The following is a 15,941-nucleotide window of genomic DNA, read 5'->3' on the forward strand; positions in this document are numbered from 1 at the left end:
AAGTTTTATTGATAAATTATTTTTTTCAATATTTCCTCACTTAATTCTAATTTTTTGGTATCTAAGCAATATTTTATATGCTCTGCAACTGAGGTATAATCACCTAATTTAAATTGCTTAACACCTATATCATAATTAACATCACTCACTATACCAATTAAATCTGATGTATCAGATATTAGTTTTGTATACAAAATACTTCGAGTAATTTCTATCTTTTTAAATTTATACCCTTTAAATCCTTCTATAATTATTAAATCTGTATTTTTATATAAATTAATAATATCATATAATGACTTCTCTTGTTCAGTTTTTTCAACAAAAACAAACGTATTTTCCGATAAAATACTCACGCTGCTAGCTCCAGAGTTTCGATACCTCATAGAGTCTTTATTTGGTCTATCTATTTCGAAATCATGGCATGTATGCTTAATACAACCTATATTAAGTCCAAGATTTGTCAACTCTTTTACTACACCTTCTATAAGAGTTGTTTTTCCAACGCCCGAATAAGAAGTTATCGATAATATATTGTACATATACACATCTCCACCTTTATAACTTTAATTTAAAATCTAATTACGTCTACAACCTGATTATCTATCAATATTTCTCCACTCTTTATTCTTATTAGACAATTGCTATTAAGCGATGCGGATAATTTAGCTTTTGCATTTTTGTGGTCAGTCAATTTCACGCATACATTTGTACCGTCTACATACATTCTTCCTCTTACAAATCTATCCATACCGGAAACTCTATCATAGCTACCTTTAAATACTGCTTTGATATTTTCATTTCTTTTTTTGTTACTCATATATTTAAATAGCGGAACAAACATAGAATCAAATGCAACCGAGGCTGCATGAGGATTTCCAGATAGTCCAAACAAAATTTTTTCTCCTAGCGTAGCTACACAGCATGTCCCTCCAGGTTTTATATTAACTCTATCAAATAACACCTTTGCTCCTAGATCTTTGAAGACTTTAGGTGTTAAATCCATATCTCCAACGGATACTCCACCTGTAGTCACTAAAATATCAACATCATCAATACTTTTTTCAATTTTATCTGTAAGTAAACCTAAATCATCGATTTCTCTATCTAACATCAAAGGTTTTATGCCAAGCCTTTTTAATCTAGCGTAGATAATATATTTATTACTGTCGTATATCTTAGCATCCTTAAGCTTTGTACCAATATCCTGTAACTCGCTACCAGTACTTATAAATCCGACTTTTAAATCTCTATATACATCTACTTCGCAGATTCCGACGCTCGACAACACTCCTACATCTTCGAAGCTCACCTCGTGGTTTTTATTTAGTATCAATTCACCTTCTTTTATATCTTCTCCTATAGCAATAAAATTTTCAAACTCTTTAACTTTTTTATTTAGAATTATAAAGTCTTTTTTTAAATTTACATCTTCTTTTTTTATTACACAATTAGTCCCTTGTGGGAGTTTAGCCCCTGTCATTATATTTACAGCTTCACCAGATACTACTTCTATATCAAAACTGTCTCCAGCATATATTGTCCCAACTACTTTTAGTTTTTCTTTAAATTTATTTGCATCATATGCGTACCCATCATATGGAGATTTATTAAAAGGTGGACTACATATTGGTGACAAAATACAATCTGATAAGACTCTATTTGTAGAATCAATCGTATCAATTTTTATTGTATCTAAAATCGGATTTACATTTTTAAACATAATTTCTATAGCTTCTTCTAATTCATACATATCCATACCCCTTATATTGTTGTATTTTAACTATTCCTAATATGGATTATACTATATATTGTGTTTTAAGCTATTTATTTTAATAAAAATAGTCGTTAGTTACGTCATTTGTAACTAACGACCTTTCATTATTGATTTTATCTATTAATATTAGTTCATAAATCTGTATATTTCTTTCATAACCTTTTCTTCACTTAGTATTTGAATTGATTTAATATTGTTGTCCGATACTAAAATCGTTACTATTTTGTTACTGATATTTTTATTATCCTTCTTTAGTAAATAGCAAACTGCCTTAAGATTATCATCTCTGTTGTAAATTTTGAAGTTTGTACTATTATCACTAATTACACTTTCAAATCCGCTTATATCGCTGCCTATATATTTTTTAAAATCAATTTTTTCTATCTCTTTTAATTTCTTTTCGACTATACCTATATCAGTCTGCTCTATTCTTATATCCGATTTTTTATCCATAAAGCTCGCATCGTACTTTGATAAGATTCCTGTCTTAACCTCACTTACTTTATTAGATTTAATATTGACATATATGGCACTTCCTTCTACATCGCCTTTTTCAACCGATTTTGGGTATACTAATTTAGCATCAACTTTATAAGGTAATTCTAGTGTATTATCTATGTCTTGAAGTTGAGAATACTCTATATAGTAGTTTGTCTTATAAGGGACACCCATATTTTTTAGCACATATTTATAATCTTTATCCATAATCTCGTTTACATTGTTTTGAACTTTAGTCATTGTTTTTTGTTGAGTCGCCTTGTCAGCCACTGAGTTATTGTAACTGTCTGTTTCCTTCTGGCAACCGCTAGCTACAACACCTAAAATTGCTAAAAAAATAAATGAAGTTTTAAATTTCATTGTCTACCTCCTCTCATTGTTTTTATCTATTAATTTAAACTTCGCAATTGTTTATATACATACATATTAAATATTTGATAAATTAATTATATAATATTTTTATACTTATTATAATAAATCATATAACTCTGTAATATTATTGTAATAAAAAATCGAATAAGAAAGTTTTTTATTATTTTAAAATAAAATTTTCTTATAAAAATACTATTGTATTATATCAGATTCATTATAACTTATCAAAACTTATAAAAATATTTTTTTACTATTTTTTTGACAAATTGATTTATCAATGTTTTTCACAACTATGTTATAATAAATTTAGATGATTTAAGGAGGATTTAGTAATGGATTTTAAACAACTAGAAGTATTCGTCGCCGTTGTAAAGCATCAAAGCTTTTCAAAAGCTGCTAGAGAACTCTTTCTTACACAGCCTACGGTTAGTGCACATATACAAAACCTAGAAAGAGAGTTAGACACGGTATTAGTCAACAGAAGCAATAAAGTTATTACTCTAACAAAATCCGGAGAGATTTTATACAATCATGCTATATACATTTTAAACAATTGTAAAAGAGCAATGTACGATATAAAAGAATACTCTGGTAAAATTGAAGGAATTATAGATATAGCATGTAGTTCTATACCAGAGACATACATACTACCTGAATTTATCAAAGATTTTTCTGTGAATTATCCAGATGTCAAATTTTCTATAAGCCATTATGATTCCCAATATGCTATTTCAGAAATTTTAAATGAGAGGATAAGTTTTGGATTGGTCGGAACAAAAATAAACAATCCTCAGATCAAGTACATAGATCTAATAAACGATGAACTTGTATTGATAGCGCCTGCAAATCTTAATATAAAAAACGATAACGGATATATTGAATTAGATGAAATAAAAAATTTAAACTTTATAATGAGAAAAGACGGTTCTGGAACTAGAATGCTTACTATGAAAACGCTTGGCAAGAATAATTTTCCTGCGGACAAGCTAAAAATAATAGCTCATGTCGAGTCTAATGAAGCTATAAAAGAAATGGTTAGAATCGGCCTAGGGGTATCGTTTATTTCACAGATGTCCGCTCTTGATTATGTTGACTCTAATAAGTTGAAATTATACAGAATTAAAGGGATTGATTTTTCAAGACAATTTTATTTTATTTATTCTAAGAAAAAGACTTTTACGCCTTTGGAGGATAAGTTTTTGGATAGACTATGTGAACATTTCGAAGTTGAGAAGTAATGGTTATTAATAGAGAAAAGAAAAAATGTTGTAAGCTGCTGATAGATTTCTATGCAAAAAACAGGAAGTTATGCTCAAAGTCATTTTGAGTTGACTCCCTGATTTTTGTTCCATTTTCTATATTCCCTAGTTATTCTTTTTATTTTGCTTTGTTTCTATTCTTTTTATCTAAAGTTGCTTTTGTAGAATGCTTTGTATCCTTTGTACATTTCGTGTATGTCTGCTTTTGAAGCTACTTCGTAAGGTGCGTGCATGTTTAGTAATGCAACTCCACAGTCTATTACTTCTGCGTTTGCATTCGCTAGGATATAGGCGATTGTTCCTCCTCCACCTTGGTCTACTTTACCAAGCTCTGCTGTTTGCCATACTACGTTTTCTGAGTCGAATATTTTTCTTACTTCTGCTACAAATTCGGCATTTGCATCGTTACATCCGCTCTTTCCTCTAGCTCCTGTGTATTTGTTTAGTACAACACCATTTCCTATTATCGCTGAGTTGTTTTTGTCGTATGCTTCTGCGTAGTTTGGATCGTGTCCTGCTGTTACATCTGCTGATAGTACTTTTGTGTTGCTCATTGCTCTTCTTATTTTTATATCTGAATAATCTCCTTGAAGTGCTATTAGCTCTGCTACGTCGTTTTCAAAGAATCTTGACTGCATTCCTGTGTTTCCTTGTGATCCTACTTCTTCTTTGTCTACACATAATGCTGATGCTGTGTAGTCTGGTGCTTCTATGTCTAGTATGGCTCTTACTGCTGCGTAAGAACATACTCTGTCGTCATGACCATATGCTAGTATCATTGATCTGTCAAATCCCATATCACGAGCTTTTCCTGCAGGTACTATTTCTATTTCAGCACTTAAGAAGTCGCCTTCAACTATGTTGTACTTTTCGTTAAGTAGTTTAAGTATGTTAGATTTTACTGGGTCTTTTTCTTCTCCTTGTAATGGTGTATTACCTACGAGTACATTTAGAGCTTCTCCAGCTACTCCGTCTTTAAGTTTTTTCTCCATTTGATCTCCAGCTAGGTGAACAAGTAGATCTGTTACACAAAATACTGGATCGTTGTCGTCTTCTCCTACACAAACTGTTACTTTACTTCCATCGTTTAATATTACTACACCATGTATTGATAGAGGAATAGTTGTCCATTGGTATTTTTTGATTCCTCCATAATAATGAGTTTTTAAAAATCCTAAGTTAGAGCTTTCGTAAAGTGGGTTTGGTTTTAAATCCATTCTTGGAGAATCTATATGTCCACCTACTACTCTCATTCCTTGTTCTATTGGGTTTTTACCAATTACAAATAGAGCTACTGCTTTTGCTCTGTTTACTGAGTAAACTTTATCTCCTGCACTTAGTTTTCCATTTGCAATTACTTCATCTAGAGATACAAATCCATTAAATTTAGCTAAGTTTACGATTTCCTCTACAGATACTCTCTCAGTCTTAGCTTTACTTAAAAACTTCATATAACCATTGGCATAGTCCATTATTTCACCAATTGTGTTATTTTTTTGTGCTTCTTCCCAAGCGTTTTTAAATTCATGTTTTAAATCCATATTGTATTCTCTCCTTAGATTTTTATATTAAATTATTAAATATTAATAATTTTCCTATTTATTGTTGTTTTTTATATACTCCTCATACTCCTCTGGTGATACAACTTTTATATTATCTAGTTTTGATCTAACATGTGCTCTAAAATGTTCTAGATACTCTTTTCTAAGTCCTTCTCTTTCATGGTGCTCTTCATGAGTCAACCCTTCTTCTTTATGCTTTTTAGCTAGTTGATTTATTCTGTCTAATTTTTTTTGTTCAAACATTTCTTCCTCCAAATTACTTATTTATTTATATTTATATTTATCAAAAAATTCTTCGATACTATCGCTTATTATTGAAATTCCTTCTTCGATTTCTGATATACTCGGTTTTGCAATGTTTACTCTAAAAAATCTATCTTCTACTATTTTATCGAAAAAGTATGTACCTGGTGTTATATATACCCCCTTATTTACTAAAAAGTCGGTATATGTCTGAGAATTATAATTTAATGGAAGCTCCAAGAAAAAATTTATCCCACCACACGAGTTTCTTACTTTAATCTTTTTAGATAACTTATCTTTAATTAATTTCTCTGCAATTATGTATTTATTCATATATACATTTTCCATACTTATAAGATAGGAATCCCACTCGAAGTTTTTCATAAAGTAATACATAGATTTTTGTATTAGACCTGGTGTAGATATATCTGAAGAGTGCTTAGCTATTAAAATCTTTGTCATAAGCTTTGACGGAACTTCTACAAGACCGATTCTAAGCCCTGGCATAAGAATTTTCGAGAAACTCTTTATATATATAACTCTTCCTCCATCATCATAGCTTCTCAGTGGTCTGTTGTCCTCAGAGTTAAATTTAAAATCGCTTATGAAGTCATCTTCTAATATATAAAAATCATACTCCTTTGCTAGCTCAATTAGTTTGTTTTTCTTGTACGCAGAATACGATATTCCCGTTGGATTTTGAAAGTTTGGCATAGTGTATATAAACTTAGGCTTAAATTTTTCAAGCTTCATTTTGAGTATTCCTATATCTATACCATCATCTAACATTGGTATTGATATTATCTTTGCTCCTCTACTTTTGAATACGTCTATAGCACCTGCATAACTAGGTTCCTCAACAAATACAACATCCGAGTGACTTATTATTCCCTTACAGACTATATCTATACCTTGCTGGGCACCAGAAATTATCTGAATATTGTCTACTGTTGTATTTATCTTTAAACTCTTTAAGTACTGTACAAGATTCTCTCTAAGATCCTCCGATCCAAGTCCTTCTTCATAGTCGAATATAGAGTTGCCGTCTTTTTCAAGAGCCATATTTACTGCGTATTTAAATGAATCTATCGGGAACATATCATTTGATGGATTACCGCTGTCAAAGTGTATTATACCGCCTCTTATCTCTTTAGGTTTAGTATTTTCTCCCTTTAGGTTGGATACAAATGTCCCGTTTCCTACAATTTTGTAAATATAACCTTCATTTTCTAAAAGCTCATATGCTTTTATTATTGTAGCATTGTTAACCCCCAATAGTTTTGAAAACTTTCTTATTGGAGGTAATTTTTCATGTACATTTAATTTCTCATCTTGGATCATTTTTTTTATACAATTATATACATGTAAATATTTCGTTGTCTTGTTCTGATTCATATCAATTAAAAATTTTTCCATAATAATCACCACTTGCACTAAATTATAGGTCTTAATACCGAATAACTTATTTATATCTTATTTCTATTTTTACCTAACAATTCTTTTGCTTACTTTAATTTTAGCACAATTGAATAAATTTTTCTCAATGTTTTTCTTATTAAATTGAATTATAATATCCATTTTTATAAAACACAATAAACTCAATTGATATTAATGTGCAAAGATTTAAGTTTAGCCGGCAAATTGCTCTGTTATTGAATACGACATATTGTTATAATAACATATAAGATATCTAACTAAACAAAGGATACTTGTTTAAAATTTTTAATTACTATAAATTACTTACATTAAATAATTACTAAAATGAGGTGAAATTTTTTATGTTTTACGACTATCACATGCACTCAAGTTTTTCTACTGACAGCCATACAAGTATAGAGGATATGGTAGAAAGATCTATCTATTTAGGATTAAATGAGATATGCTTTACTGACCATGTTGATTACGGCATATTTTCCGATGACTCTTTTATGGTAAACTTGGATGACTACTTCGAGAAACTCGATTATGTGCAAAGAAAATATAAAGACAGAATATCTATAAAAAAGGGAATTGAATTTGGGTTACAAAAAGATTTAGGTGATTACTACAATAAAAGAATGGAAGAATACGATTTTGACTTTGTAATTTGCTCTATTCACGCTATAGATAGAATGGACCTTTATTTAAGCTCTTACTTTGAAGGGAGATCTCAACATGAAATCTATGAAAATTACTATATGGAGCTTTACAATGTAGTAAAAAACTATAAAAATTACTCTGTTTTAGGACATCTAGATCTGATTAAGAGATATGCTCCTTTTGATACATATTTAGATGATAAATTGTTCTTCGATATAATTGAAGCAACTCTTAAACAAGCTATACATGACGGAAAAGGAATTGAATTAAATACATCAAGTTATAGATATAATCTACCTGACCTTACACCTTCTACCTATATTTTAAAGCTGTACAAAGAATTAGGTGGTGAAATTATAACTACAGGATCTGATTCTCACAATACAGATCAAGTAGCATATAAATTCGACTATATTTACTCAGTCCTAAAAGACCTCGGATTTAAGTATGTAACAAGATTTGATAAAATGAACCCAAAATTTATAAAGATATAATTATAAATTTTTTGACCTCCTTACGAATATATTTAACGTAAGGAGGTGTTTTTTTGAAAATTCCATATCTAGTTATGTCTACGGCAATTTTGTTCGTATCCAATTTTATTGTTAGAATCTTCGGCTTTATATATAAAGTATTTTTATCTAGGGCTTTAGGTGAAACAGGGCTAGGCATTTATCATATGATATTCAACTTTTTGATGATATGTCTATCCGTAACCACAACAGGAATTCCTACAGCACTAAGTTGTTTAATTGCCAATAAAAAGGCTATAAAAGATAAACATTCTTCAAATGTACTGTTTATATCTACACTTTACATAGCATTTTTCGTTTCGTTGATTATATCCCTTATAGTTTCTTTTAACAGTAAGTTCTTTTCAGCAAAATTTCTAAATGACCCACAATTAAACTTATTTATACTTGCAATAGCTCCTGCTGTAGTTACAATTACAATTTCTAATGTACTTAGGGGGTACTACTACGGAGTAAAAAAAGTAAAAGTACCTGCTGTCGGACAAATAATAGAACAGATCACTAAAATTTTATTTGTTGTTTTACTAATAATGTACATAGGTAATAAGAATTTCAACTGCTACATTGCTCTTTTAGGAGTTTCAATCGGAGAACTGAGCAATATAATTTTCATGACTGTATATCTATGGAGAGATTCTTCTTTATGCAAAAAATACGTGGTTAGCGCTAAGGACTTTTACTATTCTTCAATAGAAACTATAAAGATGTCTATCCCTATAACTTGCAATAGAATGTCTAGCATATTTTTACAGTCTATAAGCTCTATGATGGTTCCTTCTAGATTAGCTCTTTCTGGTATGACATATACTAAATCTCTCAGCATGTACGGAGTTATAAGCGGTATGGTTATGCCATTTGTATTTATACCATTTACACTCGGATCAGCTCTAATCGTAAATTTAATTCCAAGCATATCTCAAGGAATGGCGCTAAATAAAACAGATAGTGTAATTAAAAAGATTAAGTACTCAATTCTTTTAACTTTAACTGTTGGAATACTCTCGTCTATATTTTTTTACTTCTTCGGAGAGAGAGTCTGTGTATTTGTATTTAAAAACGAACTCGCTGGTAAATATTTAAAATCCATGTTTTTAGTTCCTCTATTTATGTCATTAAATCAAACTCTATCCGGAATTTTAAACGCTATTAGAAAAGAACTTGCCTCTAGTATAAACACTATTGTGGGAATGGTAATACAGATTGTAGCACTATACACGTTGCTTCCTATACCAAGTTTAAATATATACGCTTTAATCTATGTTATGACTTCAGTGTCAATGCTGACTTGCATTCTCCATTCTTTAGTTTTATTTAGATCAATAAAAGCTCTACGCTCTCTTTAACTCTAAATTAAATTGTTCAATACAAAAAGCCATCGAGATCTCTATACCTCAATGGCTTTTTTACAACTTTGATTATTTAAAACTAAATAAATTTTTTTTAGATTCGAGGTCCACAATGTTCAAATTCACATACTTTTGCGAATGTATCTACTAATCTAGGCTCTATTGGAGTTCTTGATCCTAACACTACTATTTGCTCACTTATAAGTGCGCTTACTGTTTCTTCTAAGCAAAGAATTAAATCTATGTCGTTTGGTATTATTAAATCGAAGAAGCATTCGCAGTGCTCATTTTCTTCGAATTTTAATATAGATTTTCCTATACAATCAACTGTTAGACGAGTGTTAAATTCTTGTCTCAGAAGTAAAGATCTTCCATCCGCTGGCAGGCAAAGAGGTGCTGAGAATGTATTAAAGTTAAATACTACAAAAGGTACTCTTCTCTTACATCCACACTCTTTTACTGCTGGGAATGCAAGTGCTGTAAATGTAGTGCATCCACATTTACCTTTTAGTTCTAATACTAAATCACGAACTTTAACATTTAATCCTCTTTCTTTAAAAGCTACTGAATTCCCTAATCCTCTTCTGCAGCATTCACGTTTGAATTCTCCACAAACTGCATATTCAAATGATGATTCGCAATTTCTGTGAGACCTTGTATCAAGTGGCTCTACTTCGAAATCTTCTAGTGTAATACAACCTGGATTTATTTCTATCTCTCTGAAATTTACACATATTTTTTCAATAGTTACGTTTACTGGTCCGCCTTGAGGGACTGGTCCATTTACTTCTATAACTTCTGTTTCAAAGAATAATGGTTCTCCATCAGGTCCTGAACCATCTGTAAAAGCTTGGAAACGCATAGTATCAAAAACTCTATTAGTTTCTATAGCTATAGGAACAGTGTTTGCTGGTGAGAAATTCTTTGGAGTTATAGGATGACAGCATTCTGGCCCACATTTATTTGGAAAGCAGTCTTCTGACTCTATTTCACAAGGTTCACATTCACATTTGTGGTGATTGTGGCAAGGATCACAGTCACAATCGTTGTGGTGATTGTGTTTATGGCAAGGATCGCAGTCACAATCATTGTGGCATTTCTCTTCTTTTTCACATTCACAGTGATCATGTTTTTTATTTTTGAAGCCTCTTTCCATATCTTCTTCAGCAAATGAATTTTCAAAAATTTCATCTATATCATTGTTATTTGAAACGGAACTATTATTACCCATCTTTCTTCTATTTCTTTTTATATCTTGCATTTGTCGTGCCTCCTTAAGTGAATTCTATAAAGTGACTTGGCTTTTTCAGCCTAATTAATAATATGCACTTAGAATTACATTTGTTACAGAGACCTTAAACATTGTTTTAATATAATAAGTATTAAAATATAACATTATTCTAAAAAAAGATTGTCGCTATAAATATATAGCGACAATCTTTTTCCCCAAAACACCGGTGGCCCGTTAAATTCACGCCCTAGAGTCATCTAGGTGGGTGACATACTGATAATGTTTTAACGTCCAAGTAAAATTTCTCGGCCTGTTATATAAGTTATCAGACATTGTCTCCCGAATAAAAATTGTAGGTTGAATTTAAGAGAGCCTTATCGTATGTCTCAGGATATCTTAATAACATTATATAATAAAACAAAATTTAATAAAAGTCTTTTATCAAATTGGCCAATAGGTTATAATTAAACTATATAATTAATTTGTCTTACTGCTATGTAAGCACAGTACTTTCATCCTAGAATTCAATCTATTTCTCTTAATCATCGTAGTCGAACTCATCATCCTCGTATTCAAAATTATCATCTTCAAACTCGAATCCATCATCTGCAAAATTATTAGAAAAAGTATTGTCATCTCCTTCATAATCATCGTCATCATCGATGTAGAATTCTTCGTCCTCGTAATTTTCGTATTCATTGGCTTCATATATATCACTTTCTATACTGCCTCTTTTATAATCTCTTTTTTTAGTGTTTTTTTGAGTCTCTGCAGAATCAGTTCGCAATAAATTCCCCAACATTTTCAAGTTATTCATACTTCCTAAATTACCAAAATCTGCAAGTGAGCTCAAACTAAATCCACCCTCTCCAAAATCATCTGGTAAAAATAACTCTGCAAATACATCTATTTTCTTTTTCATATCTAAAGCCTTTTTGACTGAACCTTTTTTCTTTTGAGGGAATACTTCTAAAATTTCCTTAATCATCATATTCTTCTTATCTTCATCTTCCATATTTCTGAAAAAATCTGATTCAGAGTCCATATCTATGGATTCAATATTGTTAAGTTTCTTTATTCCACTTACTAAATCTAATATACTTTCGATTTTTATAAGTATTTTTCTCTCATCTTTTGACATATACTTCTTAGTTCTAGTTATAAGCTCCATTCCCATTTCTAAATCTTCATCGCTTAGCTCCATGAGTTTCAAACTTTTATTGATATCATTTGCATTAAATTTAAAATTATTCTTTCCAACATTAGGCATATTTTTGCCCCTCTCTTTTTTACCATTTTTTGCTTGTAGGCCCACAGCACTTTTTAATTTATCTTTATAATTAGATAGAGATATATCTCCGTTGCTAAGAAAAAGAATCCCTATTAATAACAGTAAATTATTCAAACCAATGCCCCCTTGTGAATAACCCTTATTTTAAATTATGATTTTTTCGTTTTAATGTTCCTTTTTTATCTCCGCCTGCATATATATTATTTATAGGTAATTTTATTTATATTAAAACATCAACTGTCTCTCACTAAATATTATTTCTATATATAAATAATATGAGTCAAATCCAATATATATTTATGAAAGGGGTTTTTTTATGAAAAAATTAGATAAAAGCTCTCTAGAAAAAATGGCCAAAGAAAAGAATATAGATAAAGGTAAAATAGAGAAAATGGCCAACGACTATAAAGACAAATCTGAAGATGAGCTTATGAGTGAACTCGTTAAGGTCGGAAAAGGTCTTGAAGGTAAAGAAGAAGTCGTTTCTAAATTCAAGGCATTTTTAGATGAGGAACAACAGAATAAATTAGATACTATAATGCAGAAGATATCTGCCTCTGAAGCTTCCCAAAAAACTAAGAAAGCAAAACCTGAAAGAAGGAAAACTACTTCTAGCTCTAAAAGTTCATCAAGTCCAAATTCGAAAACAAGCTCAGGTAAATCGAAGGGACTTCTAGGAAAAATGAAAAAAAGCTCTCCTAAATAAAACTAAAAAGAGTTATACCAAAAACTATTTAAACAATAATCCCTCTGTAAAGGATATTAATAAATAGAGTTATTGGTATAACTCTTTTTTTACATTTTTATTATTTTCTTGTTAATACACTTTCTCTGTCTACTATTCTATAAGGTAATTCTACTTTTTTATTCTCTATTTCTTCCTTATTTATAAGTTTTATTACCATTCTCATAGCTACTGCTCCCATATCGTACAGTGGTTGAGAAACTGTTGTAAGTTTTGGTCTGTATATCTTTGCTATTTTAACATCGTTAAACCCTGCTACAGATATATCCTCTGGTACTCTATACCCTGAATCACATATGGCATTTAAAGCTCCTATAGCTGCCTCGTCTCCCGTTACAAATGCTGCATGAGGTATTATTCCATCATCGAGTAACTCTTTCATACTATTGTAACCACTTTCATAATCTGTCTCTCCGTATTTAATTAAGGACTTGTCCAGCTGTATATCGTGCTTTTCTAACGCAGCCTCATATCCTGACAGTCTTTCCATCTCTAAGATAGTGTCTTCTTTACTTGTCATAATAAACGCAATTTTGCTGTGACCTTTATTTATAAGGTGCTCTGTCATATCAAATGTAGCTTTTTTATTACTAGTACTTACTGTGTATATATCGTAATCTCTTGCAGTTTTACTGATGTATGTTGCAGGTATGCCGCTATTTTGTATGAAATTGACGTGCTCTTCACCGATTACCCAAGAAATAAGAACTATCCCTTCAACTTGCTTTGCTCTAAGTAAATTTATGCTTTTTAATTCCTGCTCTTTATCCGAATATGTATTGGATAAAAGTATATCGAAGTCGTACATTCTGGCAATCTCTTCTATTCCGTTTAGTATTTCGTTTACAAAAGTATCCGATACCTCTGGTACAATTACTCCAATAAGCTGGCTCTTCTTAGTAACCAAACTTCTAGCTAGTGGATTTGGTATATATCCAGTCTCCTTTATTACCTCTAAAACTCTTTGTTTTATCTCATCTGTAACTGGCTTTGAATCATTTATTACTCTTGAAACTGTCGAAATGGATACTCCAGCCTGTTTTGCTACATCTTTGATTGTAACTGTTTTTTTCATAAAAACTCTCCTCCTTTGTTCGTAGGTTATCTATTTAGAATTAATATACTGATCTATTGAGTAATATAAAAAGTCCATAATATGATAATAAAAATCACTTGATGTCAATATTATACCATTGCTTCATAATTCTATCCATTAAAAAAGTTGCCTAGAGTAGAAATAATTCTCTTTAGGCAACTCTTTATTAAATAAATACTATTTTCTAGCAGCCACAACCAGATTCTTCACCAAAGAATCCTGAGCATGAGCAAGCTATTAACAATAATATCAAGAATGGAATCCAATCGCAAATTTCTATTTCACTCCAGCACTCTTGGAAAGCTAAGAATATGAAGAATAATATTATTATCCACCATGAATCTCCACCGCAACATCCTTCACCACCAAAAAATCTATCAAGCATAATTAAGTCCTCCTACATAATATTTATAAAGTTTAAAGTAATTTAAAAACTAGAAACAATCTCCACAAGAACATAAAATTAATAATATTATTAGGAATGGTATCCAATCCATAATTTCAATTTCTCTCCATCCTTCACCAAAACAAAGGAATAAGAAGAATAATACTATTATCCACCAACAACCTCCACCAAAACAACCTTCTTCGCCAAAGAATCTATCTAACATATAAGTTACCTCCTGTTGATATTTTATTGAGCTTTTTGCTCCTGCTATATACTATGCAACTCTTATAAATTGTGCTAATATTTTTTTTAAATTTTAACAACATCCATCATCAAAATTAAACAGCAGTAAAACTATTAAAATAACCCATATCCAAATACTGTCATCGCACAATATGTCTTCTAATATATCAGTGCACAATACTAGAAATATCAAAACTATTATTATTAGCATTTTGCCATCTAAGAATCCGCCGTCACAACCGCAAGATCCAAAAAAACGTGACATATTCTCTTCTAATTTTGTCATAATAATCCTCCTTGAATATTAAGAGATTAATAATCCCTTTGCTTTAAATATATGACTTAGTGGACAAATAAGTTACTTTGGCTATATTGTTTTTAATAAGCTTATCTAGTTCTTTATTACTTAGGCGATTGTATTTATTTACAACTTTCAAGTCTTCACTTTTTTCACTAGATATTGCCTCAATTAAACTCTCAACAGATTTTATTTTATATTTTTTATAATCCTTCATAAGAAAAGATACATTTTTATTTTCTAAGTCGTTTTCTATATCCATCAACCTGGATATATACTCATCCTTTTTATCTAATACGCTCTCTTTCTTTGTCACTAAATCGTCTAAAATCTCGTTTGTTTCTATTAGTTGCTTTGAAATTACACGCATGTCCAAATTGATAGTGTTATAGTACAGATTAATCATCATAACAATAAATACACAAATAGATGAAGTTAATACTAAAATATACTTCTTCATAAACTCCTCCTTAGTTAAAAATATTCTCAATAAATTCTATTCAAAGAGTATACAATAAATACATTTCGAATAATTATTTATACTTTTTACCATTTAATATTGAAAATTTTCCTATATTATATTAAACTACTATATAAATTAATTAAACTGCTTTAGGAGGCTTAATATGTTTGAAAGAATTAAAGAAATAATTGCAGACCAATTAGGGCTAGATGATACAGAAGAAATAACTACAACTACATCTTTAGTAGACGATTTAGAGGCTGATTCACTAGATGCTGTTGAAATAGTAATGGCACTTGAGGATGAGTTTGATATAGAGATTCCTGATGAAGAAGCTGAACAATTTAAAAATATCGGTGATATCTGTAAATATATCGAAGAAAATAATTAGAATAAAAAATAAAAGTAGCTATATAAATAGTGATAAATTCACATTTTATATAGCTACTTTTCATATGCCTCAATTTAATTACTACTTCTTAAATTATAAAAATCTGAAAACTTACCTTCTCTTTCAAGC

18 protein-coding genes and 1 other RNA gene are annotated in these 15,941 nt (G+C 30.3%); 5 read left to right on the forward strand and 14 right to left on the reverse strand.

What is annotated here, in order from left to right:
• Window positions 1-5 precede the first annotated feature (5 nt).
• The 3 genes from mobB to J2Z43_RS13170 all read right to left on the reverse strand — a co-directional run bounded on the left by mobB (window position 6) and on the right by J2Z43_RS13170 (window position 2,632).
• Complete coding sequence (mobB, locus tag J2Z43_RS13160) at window positions 6-539, reverse strand: molybdopterin-guanine dinucleotide biosynthesis protein B (RefSeq protein WP_209457578.1); 534 nt, start codon at window positions 537-539, stop codon at window positions 6-8.
• A 29-nt stretch (window positions 540-568) separates the two neighbouring features.
• Window positions 569-1,750: a molybdopterin molybdotransferase MoeA gene (locus J2Z43_RS13165; protein WP_209457579.1), complete on the reverse strand. Its 1,182-nt coding sequence runs from the start codon at window positions 1,748-1,750 to the stop codon at window positions 569-571.
• 150 nt (window positions 1,751-1,900) lie between these two features.
• The gene (locus J2Z43_RS13170; RefSeq protein ID WP_209457580.1) at window positions 1,901-2,632 is read right to left on the reverse strand and encodes a hypothetical protein; all 732 of its coding nucleotides are present in this window, start codon (window positions 2,630-2,632) and stop codon (window positions 1,901-1,903) included.
• Window positions 2,633-2,976: 344 nt separating this feature from the next.
• Here J2Z43_RS13170 and J2Z43_RS13175 point away from each other — a divergent pair, with 344 nt between their 5' ends.
• Complete coding sequence (locus tag J2Z43_RS13175; protein WP_209457581.1) at window positions 2,977-3,882, forward strand: selenium metabolism-associated LysR family transcriptional regulator; 906 nt, start codon at window positions 2,977-2,979, stop codon at window positions 3,880-3,882.
• A gap of 164 nt (window positions 3,883-4,046) precedes the next feature.
• On the opposite strand, the gene J2Z43_RS13180 is transcribed toward J2Z43_RS13175, so the two are convergent.
• Genes J2Z43_RS13180 through pdxR form a run of 3 tightly spaced genes read right to left on the reverse strand, consistent with a single transcriptional unit; the run spans window position 4,047 to window position 7,124 of the window.
• Complete coding sequence (locus tag J2Z43_RS13180) at window positions 4,047-5,444, reverse strand: aminopeptidase (RefSeq protein WP_209457582.1); 1,398 nt, start codon at window positions 5,442-5,444, stop codon at window positions 4,047-4,049.
• 54 nt (window positions 5,445-5,498) lie between these two features.
• Window positions 5,499-5,708, reverse strand: a complete 210-nt coding sequence (locus J2Z43_RS13185; protein ID WP_027702505.1) for a DUF896 domain-containing protein — start codon at window positions 5,706-5,708, stop codon at window positions 5,499-5,501.
• Between the two features lie 21 nt (window positions 5,709-5,729).
• Window positions 5,730-7,124, reverse strand: coding sequence for a MocR-like pyridoxine biosynthesis transcription factor PdxR (gene pdxR, locus J2Z43_RS13190; RefSeq protein ID WP_209457583.1), 1,395 nt, complete (start codon window positions 7,122-7,124; stop codon window positions 5,730-5,732).
• A gap of 362 nt (window positions 7,125-7,486) precedes the next feature.
• On the opposite strand from pdxR, the gene J2Z43_RS13195 reads away from it, so the two are divergent.
• Window positions 7,487-8,281 (forward strand): histidinol-phosphatase HisJ family protein, encoded by a 795-nt coding sequence (locus J2Z43_RS13195; protein ID WP_209457584.1) that lies wholly within the window; start codon window positions 7,487-7,489, stop codon window positions 8,279-8,281.
• 53 nt (window positions 8,282-8,334) lie between these two features.
• Window positions 8,335-9,663: a polysaccharide biosynthesis protein gene (locus tag J2Z43_RS13200; RefSeq protein WP_209457585.1), complete on the forward strand. Its 1,329-nt coding sequence runs from the start codon at window positions 8,335-8,337 to the stop codon at window positions 9,661-9,663.
• Between the two features lie 97 nt (window positions 9,664-9,760).
• On the opposite strand, the gene J2Z43_RS13205 is transcribed toward J2Z43_RS13200, so the two are convergent.
• The 3 genes from J2Z43_RS13205 to J2Z43_RS13215 all read right to left on the reverse strand — a co-directional run bounded on the left by J2Z43_RS13205 (window position 9,761) and on the right by J2Z43_RS13215 (window position 12,302).
• Complete coding sequence (locus J2Z43_RS13205) at window positions 9,761-10,927, reverse strand: exosporium morphogenetic protein CdeC (RefSeq protein WP_209457586.1); 1,167 nt, start codon at window positions 10,925-10,927, stop codon at window positions 9,761-9,763.
• A gap of 178 nt (window positions 10,928-11,105) precedes the next feature.
• Window positions 11,106-11,293: non-coding RNA, 6S RNA (gene ssrS, locus J2Z43_RS13210), on the reverse strand.
• A 142-nt stretch (window positions 11,294-11,435) separates the two neighbouring features.
• On the reverse strand, window positions 11,436-12,302 hold the full coding sequence (locus J2Z43_RS13215; RefSeq protein ID WP_209457587.1) for a hypothetical protein: 867 nt from the start codon (window positions 12,300-12,302) through the stop codon (window positions 11,436-11,438).
• A 202-nt stretch (window positions 12,303-12,504) separates the two neighbouring features.
• Here J2Z43_RS13215 and J2Z43_RS13220 point away from each other — a divergent pair, with 202 nt between their 5' ends.
• The gene (locus tag J2Z43_RS13220; protein ID WP_209457588.1) at window positions 12,505-12,894 is read left to right on the forward strand and encodes a hypothetical protein; all 390 of its coding nucleotides are present in this window, start codon (window positions 12,505-12,507) and stop codon (window positions 12,892-12,894) included.
• 100 nt (window positions 12,895-12,994) lie between these two features.
• Here J2Z43_RS13220 and J2Z43_RS13225 read toward each other — a convergent pair whose 3' ends face one another.
• The 5 genes from J2Z43_RS13225 to J2Z43_RS13245 all read right to left on the reverse strand — a co-directional run bounded on the left by J2Z43_RS13225 (window position 12,995) and on the right by J2Z43_RS13245 (window position 15,418).
• A complete protein-coding gene (locus tag J2Z43_RS13225; protein ID WP_209457589.1) occupies window positions 12,995-14,008 on the reverse strand; it encodes a LacI family DNA-binding transcriptional regulator in 1,014 nt (337 codons plus the stop codon).
• 205 nt (window positions 14,009-14,213) lie between these two features.
• Window positions 14,214-14,414, reverse strand: a complete 201-nt coding sequence (locus tag J2Z43_RS13230) for a hypothetical protein (RefSeq protein ID WP_209457590.1) — start codon at window positions 14,412-14,414, stop codon at window positions 14,214-14,216.
• A 49-nt stretch (window positions 14,415-14,463) separates the two neighbouring features.
• Window positions 14,464-14,640, reverse strand: a complete 177-nt coding sequence (locus tag J2Z43_RS13235) for a hypothetical protein (protein WP_185748287.1) — start codon at window positions 14,638-14,640, stop codon at window positions 14,464-14,466.
• 93 nt (window positions 14,641-14,733) lie between these two features.
• Window positions 14,734-14,946 carry a hypothetical protein gene (locus tag J2Z43_RS13240; protein WP_209457591.1) on the reverse strand — a complete coding sequence of 71 codons (213 nt, stop codon included), beginning with the start codon at window positions 14,944-14,946 and terminating at the stop codon, window positions 14,734-14,736.
• A gap of 43 nt (window positions 14,947-14,989) precedes the next feature.
• Window positions 14,990-15,418 carry a hypothetical protein gene (locus J2Z43_RS13245; RefSeq protein WP_209457592.1) on the reverse strand — a complete coding sequence of 143 codons (429 nt, stop codon included), beginning with the start codon at window positions 15,416-15,418 and terminating at the stop codon, window positions 14,990-14,992.
• 166 nt (window positions 15,419-15,584) lie between these two features.
• Here J2Z43_RS13245 and acpP point away from each other — a divergent pair, with 166 nt between their 5' ends.
• Window positions 15,585-15,812 (forward strand): acyl carrier protein, encoded by a 228-nt coding sequence (gene acpP / locus J2Z43_RS13250; RefSeq protein ID WP_209457593.1) that lies wholly within the window; start codon window positions 15,585-15,587, stop codon window positions 15,810-15,812.
• The last annotated feature ends 129 nt before the right edge of the window (window positions 15,813-15,941 follow it).

Source organism: Metaclostridioides mangenotii (assembly GCF_017873185.1).
GTDB classification, from domain to species: Bacteria; Bacillota; Clostridia; order Peptostreptococcales; family Peptostreptococcaceae; genus Metaclostridioides; species Metaclostridioides mangenotii.

Coding starts and splice junctions, on each gene's coding strand:
- mobB (WP_209457578.1), bottom strand. CDS start 539: ATGTACAATATATTATCGATAACTTCTTATTCGGGCGTTGGAAAAACA.
- J2Z43_RS13230 (WP_209457590.1), bottom strand. CDS start 14,414: ATGCTTGATAGATTTTTTGGTGGTGAAGGATGTTGCGGTGGAGATTCA.
- J2Z43_RS13170 (WP_209457580.1), bottom strand. CDS start 2,632: ATGAAATTTAAAACTTCATTTATTTTTTTAGCAATTTTAGGTGTTGTA.
- pdxR (WP_209457583.1), bottom strand. CDS start 7,124: ATGGAAAAATTTTTAATTGATATGAATCAGAACAAGACAACGAAATAT.
- J2Z43_RS13175 (WP_209457581.1), top strand. CDS start 2,977: ATGGATTTTAAACAACTAGAAGTATTCGTCGCCGTTGTAAAGCATCAA.
- J2Z43_RS13195 (WP_209457584.1), top strand. CDS start 7,487: ATGTTTTACGACTATCACATGCACTCAAGTTTTTCTACTGACAGCCAT.
- J2Z43_RS13165 (WP_209457579.1), bottom strand. CDS start 1,750: ATGTATGAATTAGAAGAAGCTATAGAAATTATGTTTAAAAATGTAAAT.
- J2Z43_RS13220 (WP_209457588.1), top strand. CDS start 12,505: ATGAAAAAATTAGATAAAAGCTCTCTAGAAAAAATGGCCAAAGAAAAG.
- J2Z43_RS13245 (WP_209457592.1), bottom strand. CDS start 15,418: ATGAAGAAGTATATTTTAGTATTAACTTCATCTATTTGTGTATTTATT.
- J2Z43_RS13205 (WP_209457586.1), bottom strand. CDS start 10,927: ATGCAAGATATAAAAAGAAATAGAAGAAAGATGGGTAATAATAGTTCC.
- J2Z43_RS13235 (WP_185748287.1), bottom strand. CDS start 14,640: ATGTTAGATAGATTCTTTGGCGAAGAAGGTTGTTTTGGTGGAGGTTGT.
- J2Z43_RS13240 (WP_209457591.1), bottom strand. CDS start 14,946: ATGACAAAATTAGAAGAGAATATGTCACGTTTTTTTGGATCTTGCGGT.
- J2Z43_RS13180 (WP_209457582.1), bottom strand. CDS start 5,444: ATGGATTTAAAACATGAATTTAAAAACGCTTGGGAAGAAGCACAAAAA.
- J2Z43_RS13185 (WP_027702505.1), bottom strand. CDS start 5,708: ATGTTTGAACAAAAAAAATTAGACAGAATAAATCAACTAGCTAAAAAG.
- acpP (WP_209457593.1), top strand. CDS start 15,585: ATGTTTGAAAGAATTAAAGAAATAATTGCAGACCAATTAGGGCTAGAT.
- J2Z43_RS13225 (WP_209457589.1), bottom strand. CDS start 14,008: ATGAAAAAAACAGTTACAATCAAAGATGTAGCAAAACAGGCTGGAGTA.